The organism is Streptomyces anulatus (assembly GCF_000721175.1).
Classification (GTDB): domain Bacteria; phylum Actinomycetota; class Actinomycetes; order Streptomycetales; family Streptomycetaceae; genus Streptomyces; species Streptomyces anulatus_C.
Genome location: NZ_JOEZ01000004.1, coordinates 126,488 through 145,992, shown reverse-complemented (window position 1 = coordinate 145,992; position 19,505 = coordinate 126,488). Strand labels below are relative to the sequence as shown.

Below are 19,505 nucleotides of genomic sequence, written 5' to 3'. Positions count from 1 at the left end.
ACGGTCCGTCAGAATGCAGGCTCATGACAGCCACTGACCTGAAGCAGATCGCCCCCGGCATCTTCGCCTGGCTGCCCGGCCACAAGGCGACCTGGGGCATGGCCAACTGCGGTCTCGTCGTCTCCGCTGGCCAAGCCCTCGTCATCGACACGCCCTACACGCCAGCCCTGACCGATGCTTTCCTCGCCGCGGTCCGCACGGCTGTCGGCCCGGACGTTCCGCTGGACCGGGTCGCCGTCACCCACGCCAACGGCGACCACACCTGGGGCCTTCAGCGGCTCCCCAACGCCGAGGTCTTCGCCACCCACGCCGCCCTTGAACACCAGTGCCTGGAGCCGAAACCTCAGCAGCTGCAGGCACTCGCCCACGACACCGACCCCGGCCAGCCCCTCGGCTGGTACTTCCGGGAGCACTTCGGCATGTACGACTTTGCGGGCATACAGGTGCTTCCGCCGACCACGACGTTCGCCGGTCGCCGCGACCTGGCGGTTGGCCAGGTTCCCGCAGAACTGCACGAGGTCGGGCCTGCCCACACTGTCGGCGACCTCATCGTCCACCTGCCCGAGCAACGCGTGGTCTTCGCCGGTGACATCGTCTTCGCGGGAGACCACCCCTCGCACTGGGCCGGGCCGCTGGAGCGTGTCTCCGCCGCCTGTGCACGGATCTTGGACTTCTCCCCCGAGTGGATCATCCCCGGCCACGGCTCGCTCATGACCCCGGACGACCTGCGAGAATACATCGCCTACCTTGACGACCTCGCGGATCAGGCGTACGTGATGCACGGGCAGGGCCGCAGTGCCGCCGACGCGGCACGCATCTTGATCAAGGAAGACCGCTACCCCGGCCTCGGTCTTCCCGAGCGCCTCGCCATCACCCTCAGCACTGAATACCGCCACCTCGACCAGGACTCCTCCGCCCCGGACCTGCTGGAGCTGATGGACCACGCGGCCCGCATCGCATGGGAGCGTTCCTCGGCCGGCCCAGTCGCGCGCTGACCTCGGCGCTGACAGCGACACCTCGTCAATTCCGGCTGATGAAACATTGACACCCCTCCATTCCGATAATTGAAATGTGAACCTCCTATGAGGCGCGGAGGCTTGCCTCGCGCACCCCGAGAGGGTCAACTACCGGCGTCGGCGCGCCGTGCATGCACAGGGCAGCGCCCACCCAGGCACCGAGGGCTCTCCCACGCCCGTTGACGTGCGCGGTCGAGCAAGCACGCGTTGCTGGACTCGATTCCGGCTGCCGCCGCTGGCCCCCCGGCGGCGGCAGCCGCTCGCAGCCGCTCGTTCCAGGGAGGGTTCATGAGCCCCGCCGTCGCCTTGCCGGCCCCCGCCGTCCCCGAGTTTCTGGCGCCGCGCATCGAGGACATCCGCAACGCCCTCCGAGCGGGCCGGCCCGAGGAGGCCCTGGCAGCAGCCCAGGGCATCAGTCACGAACTCGCCGAGAGTCACGGCCCTCTGCATGTCTACGCCCTCCATGCCCTCGAGCTCGTCGCCTTCTGTGCCCAGCTCGCGGAGCATCCCGCCTTGGCCACCGAGGTCTCGGTGTACACCGCCTCGGCCTGGCAGCGAGTTCTGGACGCCAAGCACCGCCATGTCCGTCAGCAGGCCCGCAACGGCGTCGCCTCCTGGCTCACTGTCACCAACGCGTCCGATGTCGTCAGGACCGCTACTGATGTCCTGGCGCTGCTGCAGTCGGTCTACGGCGAGGACCACCCCTCCATCGCCTTGGTTGAACGGCGACTTAACGCCATCACCGGGGCGGACCAGCGGGCCGCCGCAGACGCTCTGCGGGCGTCGGGCCCGGCCTTGTCGATTAGACCCTGAGGCCCTGGCTAGAGCGCTTCCAGACCGCCTGCGCCAGAGGCATATACCGGAAGTGCGGCTACCGGAAAAAACGGGGCCTGGCCGCACCTGATCTTTCTGGCCAGAATCAGGCTCGGACTGATCGCGTTGTGGGAGACGCCCAGTCCCGGACCGCGAGGGGGACAGTCGCGTTGAACCAGACCACCGTCGGCTCGACGGCCAGGAATCTCGGCTCCGCAAGCCGCTTCGGCCGACCGGCCGCTCCTTCCGTACCCCTCGGCTCGCCCGAGGCTGTGCACGCGCCCGCAACGCCGCAGCACACCGCCGACCTGCTGACGCGGTGCCCGGCAGAGCCCGGCTTCGCCGCCGGCACGGCGGCCCTTGTCAGCTCCGGCTCCGGCCGTGCCCTCGCCTGAGGCTGCGCCTCCTTTCCCTACGCTCCAAGCCGTCACCACTATTCACAAGGGGGATACGCCAGTGTCGATCTCAACCGCATCCGGCACGGACCGCTGGCTGCGCCGAGCGGTGGTCGCGGTCACGGCTCTCAGTGTTGCGGTCACGGCCGCCGGCTGCGGAAGCGGCGAGGAGAAGAAGCCCGAAGCCTCCGCCCGTCCCAGCGCCACCAAGAGCGCCGACCCGCAGGCCAAGGCCAGGGCCGAGGTGTTGGCGGTCTACCGCAGCTACTGGGACGCGCAGGTTAAGGCATACGCGAAGGCCAGCCCCGTTGATACAGGCCTGGACAAATACGCCTTCGACAAGGCCCTCGGCAAGGCAGAGTCCGAGCTCGTCGCGCTCAAGCTGAACGGCAACGTCATCAAGGGAGAACCGAAGCTCTCTCCGGAGGTCACTGCAGTCAACCTGGACGAGACGCCGAAGAAGGCCACCATCACCGACTGCGTCGACGTGAGCAACTGGAAGCTGGTCAAAGAGAAGACCGACGAAGAGGTAAAGCTGCCCAAGGAGCGGCTCACCCGGTTCGTCACCACCATCAACGCCCGGACCGTCGGGGACAAGTGGATGATCGTCGAGACGCAGCAGCAGGACCGCACATGCTGACCCGCAAGGCCGCGGCCGTCATATCCGCGCTCCTTGGCCTCGTCTGCCTGCTCCTTCCGTCCCAAGCCTGGGCGGACGGAGGCGACACGGACGTCGGCTCTTGCAACAGCGCCTGGATCTGTGCCGGTGTGGAAGTCCCCGGTGGAAACGGGGGACGTGGAGGCAACGGCAGCGGTGGCGGCCACAACGGCGGCGGAGGCGGCAGCAAGGGGGACGGCAAGACCTGCGAGAGCGGCGCGAAGGAACGCCCGGGAAGCCCGGGCTGGGAGTGCTACATCCCCGGCGTGGGCACCTGGAGTGAGTCCTACGGCTGCTACATCCGCAAGCTCGACCCGCAGCCTCCGAAGTCCGACCCCGTCTGGGAAGGCCACACCACGGGCGCCATCTACGCCTTCGCGTGCATGTCACAGATCAACGCCCGCCCCACACCCACCGACGGCTTCGCCCGCTGGTCCGAGACGGACCCACTCGGACAGACCGGCCCTACCGCAGCCGAGCTGGCCCAGCGCGCGCTGAGCATGATGCGCCTGGACGGAGCCAAGATCGGCAGCGCACCCCCGGCCGGCTCCAAGGGCCTGATCGGCCTGCCGGTATGGCTCTGGACGGCCCAGACGCCCAACACCTGGGGCCCGCTCTCGACCACCGCGTCGGCCGGTGGCCTGTCGGTGACGGCGACCGCGCGCGTCAAGTCCATCACCTGGGCCATGGGTGACGGCACGTCCGTGACCTGCACCAAGCCTGGAACGCCGTATAAGAAGTCCTTCGGGAAGCAGGAGTCCCCTGACTGCGGCCACACCTACACCAAGGTGCCCGACGGCGGCTCCTACAAGATCACCGCGACGAGCACATGGGTGATCGACTGGACCGCCACCAACGGGGAGACGGGCACGCTGCCGAACGAGACACGCAACGCCGGAACCGCAATCAACATCGGCGAGCTCCAGGTCGTCAACTAACGAGGAAACCCAGCAACCATGGCGACGACGTTCGCAAACAAGAAGCCCGCCGAGAAGGCGCCCGCAGCAACCCCCAGCCCGCTCCCGATCTCCCAGGACGCCCCCCGCCGCCGGCGACGGCCGGTCGTCGTCAGCGCCGGCTTGGCGCTGGCCGCGGCCGGTGCGCTCCTCGCCGTGTGGCAGGTCGACGAGGCCGGGAACCGGGTTCCCGTCATCGCGCTGGCACACGACGTCAAGGCGGGCCAGACCGTCAAGAAGAGCGACTTGGTCGTGGCGCAGATCGCGCCCGACACCGCACTCGCACCGGTGCCGGTCAACCGCAGCAGCGACATCGTCGGCAAGACCGCGGCCGCCGACCTGCCCAAGGGGACGCTCATCACCGACGCATCCGTGCACGAGGGCACGCCCGTCGCCAAGGGCCGCGACACGGTAGGCATCCTCGCCAAGCCCGGACAGCTCCCGGCGCAGCGTCTGCGCACCGGCGACGCGATCGCGCTCGTCCACACTCCGCAGGACGACACCGAGGCGGCCAAGTCGGGCACGCAGAAGGCTCCGGACAGTATCAGCGCTGTCGTCGTCGGCGTTTCGTCCCCCGACGCGAACGGGGCCGTCGTCGTGGATGTTGCTGTTGCGGGAACGGACAGCCCGTCCCTGGCCACGTGGACGGCCAGGGGCGCGGTGACCGTCGTGCTGAAGGCGGCCGGCTGATGTCGGTCATTGCATTGGTGTCCGGCAAGTCCTCCGGCGTCACCTGCTCCGCGCTTGCCCTCGCTCTCTCCTCGCCGAAGCCCTCCTTGCTGGTGGAGGCCGATCCGGCGGGCGGAACGATCCGTGCCGGCTACCTCGGCGGAGAAGGCAGCGCGGCCACCGGTCTGCACCGTCTGGCGGCTGCGGACCGGCAGGGCACGCTCGCCCGCGAATTCAACCAGCACTTCGTGAGCCTGGACCGCGACAACACCGGGCAGCGGCTGCTCCTGCCGGGGTTGACCGACCCCACCCAGGCCGCCTCGCTCAGCCGTACCTGGGAGCCGATCTCCCGCCTGCTGAACGTCATGGACCAGACCGGCCACGACGTGATCATCGACGCCGGACGCATCCTGACCGAGTCCGAAACCCGGCTGTCCACGACCCGCTACCCGACACCGCTGCTCCACCGTGCTGACGCAGTGCTCATGGTGGTGCGCACCACCCAGGCATCCATCACGGCTGCCGCACCAGCCATGAGGGTCCTCAGGGAGGAACTGGCGCATCACGGCACGGGCGCCGACGCACTGGGCCTCCTGTTGATCGAGGAAGGGTCCTTCAACAGCAGCCAGGTCCAGCAGCATCTGCAGGCTCCCGTGGTCGGCATGCTCGCGTGGGATCCCGACAGCGCCGACGTCTTCACCCACGGGGCCTACAAGAAGCTGCCGCGCACGCTGCTGCGCTCAGCCCGGACGGCCCACCAAACGATCAACGAGCTGGTGACCAGGCGCCGCGTGCAGCTGCTGCCGGCCGCAGTGCCGACGGTCGCTGGGAGGGCATCATGACCGACACCCGGCCGGAGGCCCCGGCCACCGACTACACGGCCCTCTTCGCCCAGGCCCTCAAGGAGAACCCCAGCCAGGGGACGCCGGCCCTTCGAACGGTGCCCGCCCAGCTGTCTGCGGCCAGCCTGCCCGAGAGCATCGTCCCCACCTCCGGCACCTCTGCCCCGTCCGCCCTGCCGGTCGGGCACGAAGTGCTTGCCGAGCTGCGCTCCCAGGCCAGCATGAAAATCGGAGAGGCCGCGGGCGCCGATGCGTCCATGACCGAACAGGACCGCCGGCAGCGCGGGCAGTCGATCATCAGGCAGGTCGTCTCGGAGTGGGCGACGAAGTACGCCGCCAGCGGCCAGGACCTGACGCCCCAGCAGGAGCGGGCGGTGCGGGAGGCCGTCTTCGACGAGCTGTTCCGCGCCGGTCGTCTCCAGCCGCTCCTAGACGACCCGTACGTCGAGAACATCATCATCTACGGCGACAAGGTCCGGGTCGACTATGCGGACCGTCCGACGCGGACCTGGGACCCGATCGCGAAGACGGACCGGGACCTGATCAATCTCATCAACCATCTTGCGCGGATGCAGGGGCAGGGCGAACGGGCGCTGACTCCCGCCACGCCGAACCTGAACCTCCGGCTGGCCGACGGCTCCCGCCTGGCCGCCTCGGCCTACGTCACGCCGCGGCCGAGCATCGTCATCCGCCGCCATCGCACCCGTGGCCAGGGCCTGGACGACCTGGTGCGCTGGGGCACGATAGACACCTCACTCGCACACTTCCTGCGGGCCGCGGTCAAGGGCCGCCGGAACATCATCGTGGTCGGCTCACAGGGTGTCGGAAAGACGTCTCTGCTGCGGGCCATGGCCCGGGAGATCCCGCGCCACGAGCGCGTGGGCACGCTGGAGTCGGAGTACGAGCTCCATCTGCACGAGGATCCCGAGGGTCCCGAGGTCGTCGCCTACGAGGGCCGCGAATCCAACGGCGAACGCGGTCCGGACGGACGCCTCCAGGGCGAGCTGACCCTGTCCGATCTCTTCCCCCAGTTGCTGCGTATGTCGCTGCGACGTGTGATCGTCGGCGAGGTCCGCTCCAAGGAAGTCGTGCCGATGCTGCACGCGATGAACGAGGGCGAGGGCGGGTCGATGGCCACACTCCACGCCCGCAGCCCCCAGCTGTCGATCGAGCGTCTGGCCACCCTGTGCCTGGAGGCCGGCATCGGCATGACCGAACCCCTGGCGTACCGGCTCATTGCTCAGGCCGTCGACTTCGTCGTCTACGTACGCCTGGTCGACGAAACCGAACTCGTCGGCCCGGACGGCAAGCCCGGCCGCAAGCACCGTTTCGTGTCGCACGTCATGGAGATCACCGGCATCGGCGAGGGCGGCCGCCCCTCCTACCAGATGGTCTTCGCCCCGCGCGAACAGAACGGCCGCCGCGAGCCGCGAGCCGTGCCGCACGGGAACATCTCCCAGACCTGCTTGGAGGACCTGGTCCGGGCCGGACTGGACCGCAGCATCCTGCAGAACCCATGGGGAAGCTGGGGCGCTCCGCTGGAGACGGTGGTGCCGCTGTGACGCTCACCCTCAACTCCCTGCTCGCCGCGCTCGGCGGCCTCGCCGCCGTCGGCGGCCTCGTCCTGGCCGTGGCCGGCGGCGTCGGCTGGGCGCCCTCGACCACCGTGCGCCGCCGTAGCCGCCTGGAGCGCAAAGTCCGCGCCTTCTTCGTCAACGATGCCCGCACGCCCACCTCCTGGTGGGCGCGCGGCCAGGCCCGGCTGGCCGGCGCCACGCTGGCGGGCCTCGGAGTGTGGCTGTTCACCGGCTGGCTCACCGGCGGGCTCGTCACCGTCGCCGTCGTGCTCGGTCTGCCCTGGCTGTTGAACACCTCCGGCAGCGGCAAGGCTCAGATCGACAAACTCGAAGCGATCGAAGAGTGGGTGCGGCGCATGTCCGACATCCACACCGTCGGCGTTAGCCTGGAGGCCACCATCCAACGCAGTCTGGAGACTGTCCCCAAGGCGATCCGCGAGGACGTACGGCTGCTCGTCTCGCGCCAACAGTCCGGCTGGGTGCCCCAGGACGCCTACCGGGCCTTCGCCGACGACCTCAACGACGCCATGGTCGATGAGGTCGCCGCTCTGCTGATCCTGCACGTCGAGGACCGCGGCAGCGGCCTGAGCAAGGCTCTGCGCGAGCTCGCCGACGCCCTGCAGCACGAGGTTCTCGCGCGCCGCGAAGTCGAAGCCGACAGGCAGAAGCCGCGGACCAACGACCGCTGGGTGACCATCTTCTGCCTGGGGATCTTCGGCATCACCGCGTTCTCCGGCGCCTACGTCGAGCCCTACAACACCCTCACCGGGCAAGTTGTTCTCGCCTTCGTCGGCGTCGCGTTCGTCCTGGTCAAGATCTGGATGCGCCGCATGGCGATCATCGAGCCGGCGCCCCGGTTCCTGTCTCCTGCCGACCGCTCCGGCGGCCCGATCGCCGAGGAGGCGCCGTGATCTTCTCTCCCTACGCCGTCATCGGCGGCGCCGTCACCGGCCTCGGCCTGGTGATCGCCGCCCGCGGCATCCTCCCCGGCCGGCCCGACCTCGGCGACGTCCTCAACCGGATGGACGCCACCCGGCTCGAGAACCTGGACCGCAACCGGGACAGCCAGCCGCGCACCCTGATGGAGAAGGCTGGCGCGCTCCTGCTGCGCACCGCTGGGGAGGGCACCCTTCGCCTGCCTCGCCAGCAATTGGAGCTCGTGGGCCGCTCCCCCGCTGCCCACCTGGGGCGCAAGCTCGGTCTCGCCCTGTACGGACTGCTGTTGCCCGTCCTGGCGGTGACCTTGGCAAATCTGGCCGGCTACCCGCTGCCGTTCGCGATTCCGGCGATCGCCGGAATCGGCCTCGCGGTCGTCTTCTGGCTCCTGCCCGACCTCCAGCTCAAGCAGCAGGCGGTAGAGGCGAAGGAAGACTTCCGGTACGCCGTCAAGGCCTACCTGCGCCTGGTCCAGCTCGAACGGGCCGCGGACGCGGCCCCCACCCAGGCCCTGAAGAAGGCTGCCGAAGTCGGGGAAGGCTGGGTCTTCGCAAAGATCCGAGACACCATCACCCGCGCCGAACTCGAAGGCATCAGCCCGTGGGAAGGCCTCAAGCGCCTCTCCATCGAACTCGATGTCCCCGAACTCGGTGCACCAGCCGACATCATCGCGATCGCCGGCGAGGAGGGCGCAGCCGTCGGCGACACCCTCGGCTCGCAGGCCAGGTCGCTGTCCGGCGCCCTGGTCACCTCCGCGAAAGCCCAGGCGAACATGGCATCCGAGAAGATGGTGATGCCTGTCGCGATGCTGGTCCTGATCATGACTGTCTACATCGGCTACCCCGCGCTCTCGCGGATCATGGCCAGTTAATTCCGTTACGAGACAAGGAAATTCACGATGGGTACCGACCTGAACTTCGCCTTCCTGAAGGCCTTCTTCAGCGCCAGGATCGACCGGCTGCGCAACGTCCGCGACGACCGCGGTGCCATATCGATCGAGACCATGATGATCATCGCTGGTCTCGTCGTCGGTGCCGCCGTGGCCGTCGCCATCATCGCTGCGAAGATCAACGAGAAGGCGGCATCGATCAAGTGACCCGCCTCCGCAGGGCCGTACGGCGCTGGTCCCGCGCGCTCGCAGAACGCGACGCGCGGGACCGCGGAGCCTTGTCCCTGGAGATGCTGATCGTCTTTCCCGTCGTGCTCCTGGCCATCCTGCTGGTCGTGCACGTCGGGCTGTGGTGGCACGCGCGCAATGTGGCGATGTCGGCCGCCCAGCTGGGAGTGGAATCGGCCCGCGTCCGTGGGGCGTCCGCAGGCACAGGCACCGCCGAGGCCCGCGACTTCCTCTCCCGGGCTGGCAGCAGCATCTCGGGGCTGTCCGTCAGCGGCAGCAAGAGGGAGACGGTGCGGATCCGCGTCACCGGCTACGTCGACACGATGATCCCCGGTCTGAAGCTCAAGATCGACCAGCACGCGGACGCGGCCACCGAGCGCATCACGGAGGCCCGGTGACCATCGCCCGAAGGCTCAGGGACGACCGCGGCGCGCTGTCTCTGGAAGCCGTCATCCTGTTTCCCGTCCTCATCATGGTGCTCCTGCTGGTCATCGCGTTCGGCCGCATCGGATCCGCCAGCAATGCCGTCGACACCGCCGCCCGCAACGCCGCCCGCGCCGCCTCGCTAGAACGCAGCGGCGGCTCGGCCAGCAGCGCCGGTTCACAGATGGCGCGCAGCGTCTTGAGCCAGCAAGGGCTGGAGTGCACCTCCACGTTCATCTCCATCTCCACCGGCGGGTTCTCCGCACGGATTGGCGAGCCGGCCTCCACCACCGCCACGGTGACGTGCACGGTCCGCCTCTCCGACATCGGACTGCCTGGACTGCCCGGTTCCAAGACTCTGACCAGCAGCTTTACCTCGTCAATCGACTCCTACCGCCAGCGCGGCTGACAGGACCACCGCATGACACCCGCCCGCTTCGCGTTCACCCGCCGGATCCGTCGCGCCCTGCGCGACGACCGCGGGTCGATGAGCCTGTTCGTTCTTGTCACCGTCGTGGCGCTGTTCCTCGTGGCAGCGCTCGTCTATGACGGTGCCGGCAGACTGCGGGCCCTCACTCATGCCGAGGGCGTCGCGCATGAGGCCGCGCGGGCTGGCGGCCAGGCCGTCGATGCGGGCAAGGCCATCTCCGGCGGAGGCATCACCGTCGACCGCAACGCCGCGGTCGCCGCCGCGCGGAACTACCTCAGCCGCGAAGGTGTCAGCGGCGCGGTGAGCGTGAGCGAGGACGGCGGGTCCCTGGAAGTGACCGTGACCGAGTCGTACCGCGCCCTCTTCCTCGGCGGCGCCAGCGGCACCGTCACCGGCCACGGCAGCGCCAACCTGGTCTACCGAGGGTAACGATCATGAGAAACCGCAGTACCGCAGCCCGGCTCATACGTGCCCTCTTCGCCCTGGTGGCCCTGGTCGCCCTCCTGGCGGGCGTGCCCGCCGTTCTGCTCAGCATCGGGGTCCTCCCCGACCACGTTCCCGGCTTCGACGAGATCACCGCCGCGCTCACCAGCCCCGACTCCGGCCAGCTGTTCCTGGGCACCGTCACCCTCATCGGCTGGTACGGCTGGCTGAGCTTCGTGATCTCGGTCGTCTTGGAAACGGGCGCCGCGCTGCGGAACGTCCGCGCGCCCCGGATCCGCATGCTCGGCGGATCCCAGCAGCTCGCCGGCGCCCTCGTCGGCGGCATCCTCGTCCTGCTGCCGACCGGCACGGCGATGGCATCACCTGCCAGCGCCGCCCCCGCCACCGTGGCCACGGCCACCGTTACCGCCGACGCCCACTCTGCGGAGGCAACCGCCATCAAGGCCGTGGCTTCTTCTTCCGCCGCCTGGGACGGCCCCGTCCACCACGTTCAGGACGGCGACACCCTCTGGGACATCGCAGAGAAGCGTCTGGGCGCCGGAATCGAGTGGCACCGGATCCTCGATGCCAACGAAGGCGTAAGCCAGGCGGACGGCTCCCTCGTCACCCCCGACACCACCGTCCTGCAGCCCGGCTGGATTCTGCGCCTGCCGGCCGACGCCTCGCCCGCGTCTTCCACCGATCAGGACGGAGCCCCTCCGCAGACCTCCGGCTCCACGGCCGCCACCGACCAGACCCACACTGTCCGCGTGGGCGAGACTCTCACCGGCATCGCCGAGGACGAGCTCGGTGACGCCGACGCCTATCCGAGGATTGTCGAAGCGAACAAGGGCGTGAAGCAGGACGACGGGCGCGTCCTCGCCGACCCCGACGAGATCTACCCCGGCTGGAAGCTGCAGATTCCCGCCGCGGCCAGCACCGACGACAGCGACCAGAGCGACTCAGCCCCGGACAAGGCGCAGCCGCCGCACGAGCAGCCCGCCGCCCCGGACAAGGCCGAGGAGCGGCCCGGCGCAGAGCAGACGCAGCCGCCCGCCCAGGACAAGCCCAGCCAGGGCTCCGACAAGGGAGACAAGGGCGAGACTGCCCAGACCCCCGGTCAGGGCGCGGACAAGGACAGACAGGGCGGTGGGCAGCCGACCGCCCGGCCGGACACCCCGACGGAGCAGCCGGCCGTGCAGAGCCCTGCACATGACCGTGAGCGGGAGCAGCACGGCACGCCCACCCAGACACCCGAGACGCACGAAACCGCGGAGACCGCCGACAGCGGTGACCAGAGCGTGCGGACCATCGCCGCGGCGGGGAGCATCCTGGCCGCGGCCGTCCTCTCGGTCGTCGCGACCCGTCGCGCCCGCCAGCAGCGCCGTCGGCGCCCCAAGCGGCGTATCCCGATGCCTTCCGGTGCGACCGCCGACTTCGAGAAGCAGCTGCGCGTGGCGTCCGACATCACCGGCATCGCACTCGCCGACCGCGCCCTGCGCACCCTGGCCGCCAACTGCCTCCAGGCCGGCCGGCCTCTGCCCGAGGTCGAGGCGATGTGCATCACCGCACGCGGCATCGAGCTCCACCTGGCCGCCGTCACCCCGCCCGTTGCGCCGTTCACTGAGAACGAGGGCAACCCGACGGTGTGGACTTGCCCCGCCCGCGGTGCCGCCCTCCTCGACGAGGACGAGGCCGCCGACGTCACGGTGCCCTATCCGGCCCTGGTGAGCCTGGGCGAGACCGAGGACGGCGACGCGGTCCTGGTCAACCTGGAGGCCATTAGCCTGCTGCGCCTGGCCGGCAGCCCGGCCGACGTGCGTGCGGTCATGCTCGCCCTCGCCGTGGAACTTGCCTCCTCCCGGCTGGCGCCCGACACGCAGATCGTCCTCGCCGGCGCCGGCAGCGACCTGCATTACCTCTACCCCGACCAGATCGAGCACCACGCAGATCTCGGCGCCGCCACCACTGACCTCCAGGCGCATGACGCCTTCCAGCGTCAGGCCCTCACCGATGGCGGGCACGACCACCTGCGGGCCGCCCGGCTCAGCGAGGACGGCGGCGACACCTGGATTCCCCGCATCCTCATCGCCACCGCGCCGCCCACCAGCGCGGCGGCCGCCGAACTCGAGGACCTCCTCGCCTCCCGGCCCCGCACCGCGGTCGCGGTCGTCACCGCCGCGGGCGGTGAACTCGACGTGCCGGGCGCCTGGACTCTGCCCGCCCAGCCCGGCAGCAGCGTCGAACTGCCCGACTTGGGCCTCGCGGTCAAGCTCCAGCACCTGGACGCCGACTCCTACGACCGGCTTGTCCAGCTGATCGCAACGTCCAGTCGTACCGACGACGTCCCCCCGCCGCCGTGGACCGGGCACACCGGCCCGGCAGACATCAACGGCCCCCGCCCCACCCCGGCGGGTGAGGCCTCCGCGCTCGCGCCGGAAACCACCGCCGCTCCCCGGGTGAGCACCACGGTTGCCGTCCAGGGCAGCAGCTTGGCGACCGCCGTGCCGAGCTTCACGGCCCCCTCCCACCACCTCTCGTCCGACGACGGAATCGACGGTGACCGCCCGGAGGACGAAGGCAGCGCTCTGTCCCCCGCGGTCGCCGGGCCTGCCGCTGATGAGGCGCACGACGAGCAGACCGCCCACAATGCCTCGGCCGAGCCCTCCGGCTGGGACAACGAACCCGAGCCGGAGGAGGACTCTGAGGCGGCCTCCGCGCTCGGCGAGGACGTCTGGGACAGATCCGAGCCGGGTGAAGACTCCGACGCGGTCCTCAAAGAGGTGCTCGCGGAACAGGAAGACGCCTCGCCCCTCCAGGCGGATGACGACGAGGCAGGCTCCGGCCTGTCCACAGCGGCGCTCGGCGAGGACCTGGACGCATCGGAGACGGGTCCGGCGCCGTCCGGCGAAGAGGACGATGCGGAGTCCGGGCTGTCCCCGGCCACCCACGGCGACCACACGGCGTCCGGAACGGCACCGGCCGCACGGATCATCCCCCGGCCTAGCGCCGCGACCTCCACCGTCCTAGCTGCGCTGGCCACTCCGCCTGCCGAACCCGCCGGCCCTCAGGTTCAGGTCCTCGGCCCGGTGGCGCTGACGGGAACGCAGGGCCGCGTGAGCAGCGGCCGGCGCAACCACCTCATGGAGATCGCCGCCTGGCTCGTGCTCCACCCGGGCCTGGGCCGTCAGGACCTGGACAACGCGATCTGGCCTGGGCTGCGCCGGACCGCCAGCACCCGCAACACCGCCATCTCGCGGCTGCGTGCCTGGCTGGGCCGGGATCCCCACCTGCCCGCCGACGACCCCAGCAGCGCCTACCTCCCTGACGTCACGGACGGCGTCTACCAGCTCAACCCCGCCGTCACCTCGGACTGGGACCGGTTCAAGGAGCTGTACCAGCAGGGCATGCACCACGACGGGCAGGACGCTGACATCGCCCTCGCCCATGCCCTGGCCCTCGTACGCGGCCGCCCCTTCGCGGACGTCGACCCGTCCAAGTACACCTGGGCGGAGGCCGACATCCAGGAGATGATCAGCGCGATCGTCGACGTCGCCCACGAGCTCGCCGAACGCCGCCGTCACGTCCGCGACTACCGGGCCGCGGCCCAGGCCGTCACCAAGGGCATGCTCGTCGACGCGCAGTCGGAGCTGCTTTACCGGGACCTCTTCACGATCTGCCACGAGATGGGCGACCGCGAGGGCCTGGAGCGCGCCGCCGCGCAACTGGCCCGGATCAACGCCGAGGAGGGCGTCGACTCCTCACCTGAGACCGTCGGGCTGCTGCGCACGCTCCTCAAAGGGGAGAGGATCCAGCCCACTTTGGGGTCCGCCGCCTCATGACCACGATCCGTCCGAGATTCACCGACCTCCGGTGTCACACCGCACCGTTCGATCACACCTGTAGAGAGCGAGGGGCCTCTTCGGCCGTCCATCCGACGAAGGAGACCGCGCACATGAGCCGCCGCCGGCAGCACGCCGCCGTCCCGCCCGCCGGGCCCACCACCCCGGCGGCCCGCTCCAGGGAAGGGAGCTGCCGATGACCACCTTCCAGTGGTCGCTGTTCGCCGGCCTCGCCGTGGCAGGGATCGGGACCGCGACGACCGTTGCACTGCTGCTGGGCAGCCGCCGCCGGGCCGCAGAGCAGAACGCCACCGCCGAAGAGCGCGCAGCGCTCGCCCTCCAGCGCCGCAACGCCTGGCAGCGGCGCCTCGCCGTGATGGCGCTCGGCATCGGCTGTCTGATGATGTTCGTTCTCGCGGGCATCGCCGCCTGGCTCTCCTTCGGGGCACAGCGCGAGTACGCCCACGCGCACAACGGCGGCGACTGGGACGCGGCGACCGGCTTCGCGCTGCTCCTGGACGCCGGCGCCCTCAGCCTCTCCCTCATCCGCTTCTTCGAGGCCCTGACCCTGCGGTCCAGCGCGATCACGCGGATCCTGCTGCTCGCATTCGTGTCCGCCTCGGCGGCGATGAACCTGCTCCACGCCCCCGGGGAGGGTGCTGGCAGTGCGTTCCTCGCCGTGGTGCCGCCGCTGGTGTACGCGATCCTGCTCGAGATGCTGCTCTACAAGATCGAGCAGGTCATCATGGGCCGGCAGAAGCGCCGCAAGGACGACCAGGACCGCGGCTACAGCCTGCTGCTGTGGCTGCCCTGGCCGATCGGCGCACCGGTCAAAATGTGGAAGGCGTGGCGGTCCGAGCTTCTGGCGACCGTCGACAACGTCCGCGTGATCGGCTCCCAGCGCCCCCGACCGTCCGGCCCGGCGGAGGTGACCGTGGAACGCGTCGCCCCGGCCGAGATGGCGTCGGTGAACGCGCTGACAGCCGGCGCCCCGTATGCCGCCACCGTCGAGGAGATCGAAGAGCCCCTGGTGAGCGCGGTGACGCCACCGGCCACTGCTGCCTCCGCGCCGGCCATCAGCTCGCAGGGCGAACAGGCGTCGGTCGCGGAGGAGACTCCGGAAGCTCCCACGGCCGAGCCCCGCCCGGCGGCCATTCCGGAGCCGAAGGCAGAGCCGGAGCCGGAGCCGGGAACTGAGCGAGAGCCTGTCGAGGCTGCCGCCAAGGGCGCGCCCGCCAGCGAGCCGGATGAGAAGTCACGGCCAGGTGGTGGCGAGGATGCGCACGAAGACAAGGAGCAGGAAGAGAAGCGCGAGCGCGAGAAGCCCGCCGCCGAGCAGCACACCCCGCCGAAAGACGAGGAAGACGAAGAGACTCAGGAGCTGAGAATCGACATCGACCTCTCGGTGTTGCCGAAGAACCTCACCCATCGGCAGCGCGCCGAGCGGATCTACATCGCCCACCAGGCCGCCGGCGTCGCCCTGTCGCAGGTCGACCTCGGCAAGTGGGCCGGGTACAAGAACCCGAACTCCGGCGGCAACGAGTACCGCCGCCTGGAGAGGGAGCACGGCCCCATCGTGGTCCGCGAGGGTGCCACCCACGTCGACCTGAACTGGTCCCTCGAACCGGTGGCGGCCTGAACTGGTCTGACTCGCACCTCCCCGGCCGGTAGGACCGAGCCGGGGAGCGTGGCGTGTCGGACCATGCGGGTAGCCTCACTGGGCGACACCACACCGGGTACAGAAGGGGGCGGCCGGTGAGCAGCCGCTGGCATCGAGCGATCGCCGAGCTGAGCGCCCAGGGTCATGCCGCCCGGGCCACCGCCCAGCGCGTGGACGACGCTCCGAGCGAGGAGCGCACGACTGCTGTAGCGATCTCCTACACGGCCGAGACCGACTATCTGCGCAGCGCGAGCACGCTGCTGCGTGCGCACCTCACCGACCGGCGTCCGCCCCGGCGACTGCCGGTCGCCCGGATCGCGCGTGGTCATCGGTGAGGCGTGGGGGCCTGGCGCCGACTGCGCGCTGGAGACACTGCCGGCCCTGCTGGGCACCGAGGACGAGCCCGGCGAGTTCACGGCACGGCACCGGATCGTCGCCCAGGCCGTGCGCCGGAACCCAGGGCTGCGCCTGACGCGGACCGGACTCGTCATGGAGGCCCTGGTCGCCAGCGTGCTGGAACAGAAGGTCTCCACCGGGAAGCGTTCGCGGCCTGACGCCGACTACTGCTGCGCTACGGCGAGGCCCCTCCCGGGCCCGCACCCGACGGCATGCGCGTCTCGCCCACGCCGCGGCAGTGGTCGATGATCCCGTCATGGGAGTGGCACCAGGCGGGCGCCGACGACAAGCGCGCCTCAGCGATCCTGCCGCTACGCGCCGCGCCGCGAAGAAGCGGCCGACATGGACCTGCCGGAGGCCATGCGACGTCTCCAGCTCGTGCCCGGGATCGGGCCATGGACCGCCGCCGAGGTACTGCAATGCTCCAACGGGGCTCCCGACGCCCTCACCACGGGCGATCTACACCTGCCCGGACACATCGGCTATGTCCTCACCGGCCGCCGCGGCCTTGGCGACGCGGAGATGCTGGAACTCCTGGCCCCCTACGCCGGGCAACGCCACCGGGCCGCCCGCCTCATCCTGCTCACCGAGCGCATCCCCTCCCGCCGCGAGCCACGGGCCCCGCTCGGACGCATCGTCCGCCTGTAGTGGTGTGCGCGGGCGCGGCCGCAAGCCGGCGCAGGCCTGAGACGGCGCGGGGGCGTTCTGCCGCGACCAGCCCCTAGAAGGGTTCAGCGGACTGCAGGAGGCGCTGCGGGAGGTAGGGGGATTCGACGCGGATGGCCCAGCCGCGGCGACGTGCGTGGCAGGCCAGGGCGAGGATGTCGAGGTTGACCGAGGCGTCCGGGTCGCCGGCGCGGTCGGCGACCTGGTAGTAGTCGCGGTGGGCTTCGAGCGCGTCGGCCAAGGCCAGGTTGAAACTCTCCTCGTCCCCTTCCACGAGCTGCGACAGCAGCACGGCCGGCGGCATGGCGAAGCCCCAGTCTTTGGCCTTCTCTGCCTGCTGGAGTGCCCGCTGCGCGGCCTGTTCGGGGTCGGTACCCCGCTCCCAGGATGAGAGCTGGGTCATAGTAGTAGCGTCCACTCGTGGACGACGGCCCCACCTCCGACGGTGATGATCAGATCCTCAGCCGTGTCCAGGAGGGGGTATCGCTGTGCCGGTCCTGCGCCAGATCACCACATGCACCGAGCCGTCGACCGTTGTCATCGAACGCCGCGTCCGCGCCCGCGCCCGATCGGTGGACTACCGGCTGGAGGTCTGCCGGCGCCACCGGTGGCTGGCGAGCAACTGGACCGGACGCCGTAGCACCGCCGGTGCCGGCGGACAGTGCGGCACCGTCACCGACTACCGCCCCTACGCCCAGATCGTGCAGTCCCATACCGACCTGTGGCTGCGGCCACTGGCCACGAACGGCCCCGAAGACCACGGCGGTAACCTCGCGGCCCCACTGCGCGCGGGGTACGCGTTGCTCACGGCGCACCGGGAACCGACCGGCGTGGCGATCGCGCTGGAGCACGCGGCGCGGATCGCCGAGGCGGTCGCCGCCGGAACCCTGCCCCTGGCCGAGGGACAGGCTCAGGTCCTGGCGGCTCTCAGCGCGGCGGAGACCCTTGACGCCGGAGCACGTGGGGCCTGACGCGCTCCGCCCCATCCCGATCCCGTCCGAAACCACGGCGGCGGCGTGGCGGAAAGGTACGGTCGCGCGGGCCATAGGGTCGAAGCCCACCGGCCCGTCACGGGGAGGCCGGGCCGCGAACGAGGAGTCTGTCTTGTCCGCCCTCAGTGTTGCCCTGACCACCGCCATCGGAGCCGTGGCTGGCGCTGCGGCGCGCCCCGTGATCTTCGCCCGGTCTGTGCCGGCGCCTGAGGCCGCACGCAGCAGCTGTCCGCACTGCGGCAGCGCCGTCCTCGACCGCGGGCTGCCGGTTTTGCCCCTCTCCGGGCGCTGTCCGGCATGCGCGAAGGCGATCGGCCCGCGCCCGCTCCTGCCGGAGGCGGCGGCCGGGACCGCCTTCGCAACCATCGCCGTGGGTGGGGCGAGCGGATGGTTCGCCGCCGTCCAGTACTGGGTGGCCGCGTGCGGGGTTGCGCTGGCACTGATCGACCTCGCCGTGCAACGGCTCCCCGACGTCCTCACCCTCCCTGCCTGCGGCGGGACGCTCGTCCTGCTCACCGCGGCCGCCCTTGCGAGCGAGCCTGGAAGCCTGGGCCGCGCGGCGGCCGGCGCTGCCGTCCTCACTGCCGTCTTCCTCCCCATGGTGTTCGCCGGAGCCATGGGCTTCGGAGACGCCAAGTTTGCCCCGGCCATCGGGGCGCTTCTGGGCTGGAGCAGCTGGACGGTCCTGTTCTGGGGAGCGGCTGCGGGCTTCGTCGTCGGCGCTGTCTCGGAGGTGGTGCGGATGGCGGCCGGCCGTGCCCGTCGCACGCACGTGTCCTTCGGCCCCTACATGGTCATCGGGGCCCTGGCGGTCTCCGTCACCGCGTCCTGACCACCCTGAACTGTCGGAAACTCCGCTTCCTGTAATCGCTCTTCCTGAATATCGATTTCCGGAACGCCTTCTACCGGCCTCGATGTTCCGGAATTCGATTTCCCGGAATGAACCGATCTTGGTCAAGTCTTCCACGCGGCTCGAAGATCGAGTCCTGAATCAAGACGAGACGCGTTCCGGACTATTCCTCGCCTGCCTCCGCCAGGCTCACCGGCACCGTGATGGTGAGGCCTTGCGCAGGCCCGCGAGCGCATTCTGGCCGACGACACCAGGAAGAGCCGCACATGAACACCCTCACCCGCCGCGTCGCGACCGTGGCAACCACCGGCGCGCTGCTCCTCGGCGGCGCCGTCGCCACCGCCTCCACCGCCAGCGCCGCGACGGTCGGCAGTGGAGCCTGCACCCACCAGATCAAGCTGAACACCGACGTGTACACGACGGTGAAGTTCCGCACGGCCCCTGGCACCGGCTACACCGCCACCGGTCAGCTCTCCAGGGGCACCGACGTGTACTGGCAGTGCAACAAGGGCGACAACGGCAAGCCCGGCGCCTGGGGCTACGTCACGGTGAAGTCCGGAGCTCACAAGGGCAAGAAGGGCTGGGTCGCCGCCCAGTACATCAACGTACTGATGCAGCTGGACTGACCCCGACCCTGCCGGCAGAGACGCCCGACCCGAGCTCTCCCGGCCCATCCAACGCCTGAGCCGTCACTACGAACAGGCCCAGGACGACGCGACGGCGGCCCGGCCCCCTGTGAACCCGGGCCGCCGTCCGCGTACCCCGCACCCGGAACCCGGCTCCCATCCCGCAGATGGTCTTCCGCCGGTCCGAGCCCGAGAGCCGCCGACCGGGCGATCGAATC

Annotated in this window: 21 protein-coding genes and 1 pseudogene; 21 read left to right on the top strand and 1 reads right to left on the bottom strand. The window is 70.3% G+C overall.

The genetic code is table 11. The features are described 5' to 3' along the window. Positions 1-23: 23 nt before the first annotated feature. The 18 genes and pseudogenes from IG90_RS0106005 to IG90_RS41585 all read left to right on the top strand — a co-directional run. Positions 24-995 (top strand): MBL fold metallo-hydrolase, encoded by a 972-nt coding sequence (locus IG90_RS0106005; protein WP_030578611.1) that lies wholly within the window; start codon positions 24-26, stop codon positions 993-995. Positions 996-1,304: 309 nt separating this feature from the next. Continuing rightward, complete coding sequence (locus IG90_RS0106000) at positions 1,305-1,829, top strand: hypothetical protein (protein ID WP_030578608.1); 525 nt, start codon at positions 1,305-1,307, stop codon at positions 1,827-1,829. A gap of 170 nt (positions 1,830-1,999) precedes the next feature. Continuing rightward, positions 2,000-2,224: a hypothetical protein gene (locus IG90_RS0105995; protein WP_030578605.1), complete on the top strand. Its 225-nt coding sequence runs from the start codon at positions 2,000-2,002 to the stop codon at positions 2,222-2,224. Between the two features lie 61 nt (positions 2,225-2,285). Further along, positions 2,286-2,864, top strand: coding sequence for a hypothetical protein (locus IG90_RS0105990; RefSeq protein ID WP_233435924.1), 579 nt, complete (start codon positions 2,286-2,288; stop codon positions 2,862-2,864). After that, complete coding sequence (locus IG90_RS0105985; protein WP_030578599.1) at positions 2,858-3,820, top strand: hypothetical protein; 963 nt, start codon at positions 2,858-2,860, stop codon at positions 3,818-3,820. Before IG90_RS0105990 ends, IG90_RS0105985 begins: the two co-directional genes overlap by 7 nt. Positions 3,821-3,838: 18 nt before the next feature. Continuing rightward, positions 3,839-4,528, top strand: coding sequence for an SAF domain-containing protein (locus tag IG90_RS0105980; RefSeq protein WP_030578596.1), 690 nt, complete (start codon positions 3,839-3,841; stop codon positions 4,526-4,528). Continuing rightward, a complete protein-coding gene (locus IG90_RS0105975; RefSeq protein WP_233435923.1) occupies positions 4,480-5,349 on the top strand; it encodes a CpaE/TadZ family protein in 870 nt (289 codons plus the stop codon). The genes IG90_RS0105980 and IG90_RS0105975 overlap by 49 nt, the downstream gene beginning before the upstream one ends. Then, on the top strand, positions 5,346-6,911 hold the full coding sequence (locus IG90_RS0105970; protein ID WP_030578590.1) for a TadA family conjugal transfer-associated ATPase: 1,566 nt from the start codon (positions 5,346-5,348) through the stop codon (positions 6,909-6,911). Before IG90_RS0105975 ends, IG90_RS0105970 begins: the two co-directional genes overlap by 4 nt. Continuing rightward, positions 6,908-7,837, top strand: a complete 930-nt coding sequence (locus IG90_RS0105965; RefSeq protein WP_030578587.1) for a type II secretion system F family protein — start codon at positions 6,908-6,910, stop codon at positions 7,835-7,837. Before IG90_RS0105970 ends, IG90_RS0105965 begins: the two co-directional genes overlap by 4 nt. Beyond that, the gene (locus IG90_RS0105960) at positions 7,834-8,733 is read left to right on the top strand and encodes a type II secretion system F family protein (RefSeq protein WP_051860015.1); all 900 of its coding nucleotides are present in this window, start codon (positions 7,834-7,836) and stop codon (positions 8,731-8,733) included. Before IG90_RS0105965 ends, IG90_RS0105960 begins: the two co-directional genes overlap by 4 nt. Positions 8,734-8,760: 27 nt before the next feature. Then, the gene (locus IG90_RS0105955; protein WP_030578581.1) at positions 8,761-8,958 is read left to right on the top strand and encodes a hypothetical protein; all 198 of its coding nucleotides are present in this window, start codon (positions 8,761-8,763) and stop codon (positions 8,956-8,958) included. Beyond that, complete coding sequence (locus IG90_RS0105950) at positions 8,955-9,377, top strand: TadE/TadG family type IV pilus assembly protein (protein ID WP_030578579.1); 423 nt, start codon at positions 8,955-8,957, stop codon at positions 9,375-9,377. The genes IG90_RS0105955 and IG90_RS0105950 overlap by 4 nt, the downstream gene beginning before the upstream one ends. Next, positions 9,374-9,811 (top strand): TadE/TadG family type IV pilus assembly protein, encoded by a 438-nt coding sequence (locus IG90_RS0105945; RefSeq protein WP_030578577.1) that lies wholly within the window; start codon positions 9,374-9,376, stop codon positions 9,809-9,811. The genes IG90_RS0105950 and IG90_RS0105945 overlap by 4 nt, the downstream gene beginning before the upstream one ends. 12 nt (positions 9,812-9,823) lie before the next feature. After that, positions 9,824-10,261 carry a TadE/TadG family type IV pilus assembly protein gene (locus IG90_RS0105940; protein ID WP_030578575.1) on the top strand — a complete coding sequence of 146 codons (438 nt, stop codon included), beginning with the start codon at positions 9,824-9,826 and terminating at the stop codon, positions 10,259-10,261. Positions 10,262-10,266: 5 nt separating this feature from the next. Beyond that, positions 10,267-14,097 carry a LysM peptidoglycan-binding domain-containing protein gene (locus IG90_RS0105935; RefSeq protein ID WP_233435922.1) on the top strand — a complete coding sequence of 1,277 codons (3,831 nt, stop codon included), beginning with the start codon at positions 10,267-10,269 and terminating at the stop codon, positions 14,095-14,097. A 196-nt stretch (positions 14,098-14,293) separates the two neighbouring features. After that, positions 14,294-15,736 carry a DUF2637 domain-containing protein gene (locus tag IG90_RS0105930; RefSeq protein WP_030578569.1) on the top strand — a complete coding sequence of 481 codons (1,443 nt, stop codon included), beginning with the start codon at positions 14,294-14,296 and terminating at the stop codon, positions 15,734-15,736. Between the two features lie 116 nt (positions 15,737-15,852). Beyond that, a complete protein-coding gene (locus tag IG90_RS45595; RefSeq protein ID WP_233435921.1) occupies positions 15,853-16,092 on the top strand; it encodes a hypothetical protein in 240 nt (79 codons plus the stop codon). Beyond that, positions 16,025-16,801: pseudogene (locus IG90_RS41585) on the top strand (DNA-3-methyladenine glycosylase family protein); the annotation flags it as partial. The gene IG90_RS45595 and the pseudogene IG90_RS41585, both read left to right, overlap by 68 nt. 73 nt (positions 16,802-16,874) lie before the next feature. On the opposite strand, the gene IG90_RS0105920 reads toward IG90_RS41585, so the two are convergent. After that, positions 16,875-17,222, bottom strand: coding sequence for an immunity 49 family protein (locus IG90_RS0105920; RefSeq protein ID WP_030379323.1), 348 nt, complete (start codon positions 17,220-17,222; stop codon positions 16,875-16,877). Between the two features lie 85 nt (positions 17,223-17,307). On the opposite strand from IG90_RS0105920, the gene IG90_RS0105915 reads away from it, so the two are divergent. The 3 genes from IG90_RS0105915 to IG90_RS0105905 all read left to right on the top strand — a co-directional run bounded on the left by IG90_RS0105915 (position 17,308) and on the right by IG90_RS0105905 (position 19,287). Beyond that, a complete protein-coding gene (locus IG90_RS0105915) occupies positions 17,308-17,790 on the top strand; it encodes a hypothetical protein (RefSeq protein WP_030578565.1) in 483 nt (160 codons plus the stop codon). A gap of 133 nt (positions 17,791-17,923) precedes the next feature. Next, on the top strand, positions 17,924-18,643 hold the full coding sequence (locus IG90_RS41580; RefSeq protein ID WP_078585208.1) for a prepilin peptidase: 720 nt from the start codon (positions 17,924-17,926) through the stop codon (positions 18,641-18,643). 284 nt (positions 18,644-18,927) lie between these two features. Beyond that, positions 18,928-19,287, top strand: a complete 360-nt coding sequence (locus IG90_RS0105905) for an SH3 domain-containing protein (protein ID WP_233435920.1) — start codon at positions 18,928-18,930, stop codon at positions 19,285-19,287. The last annotated feature ends 218 nt before the right edge of the window (positions 19,288-19,505 follow it).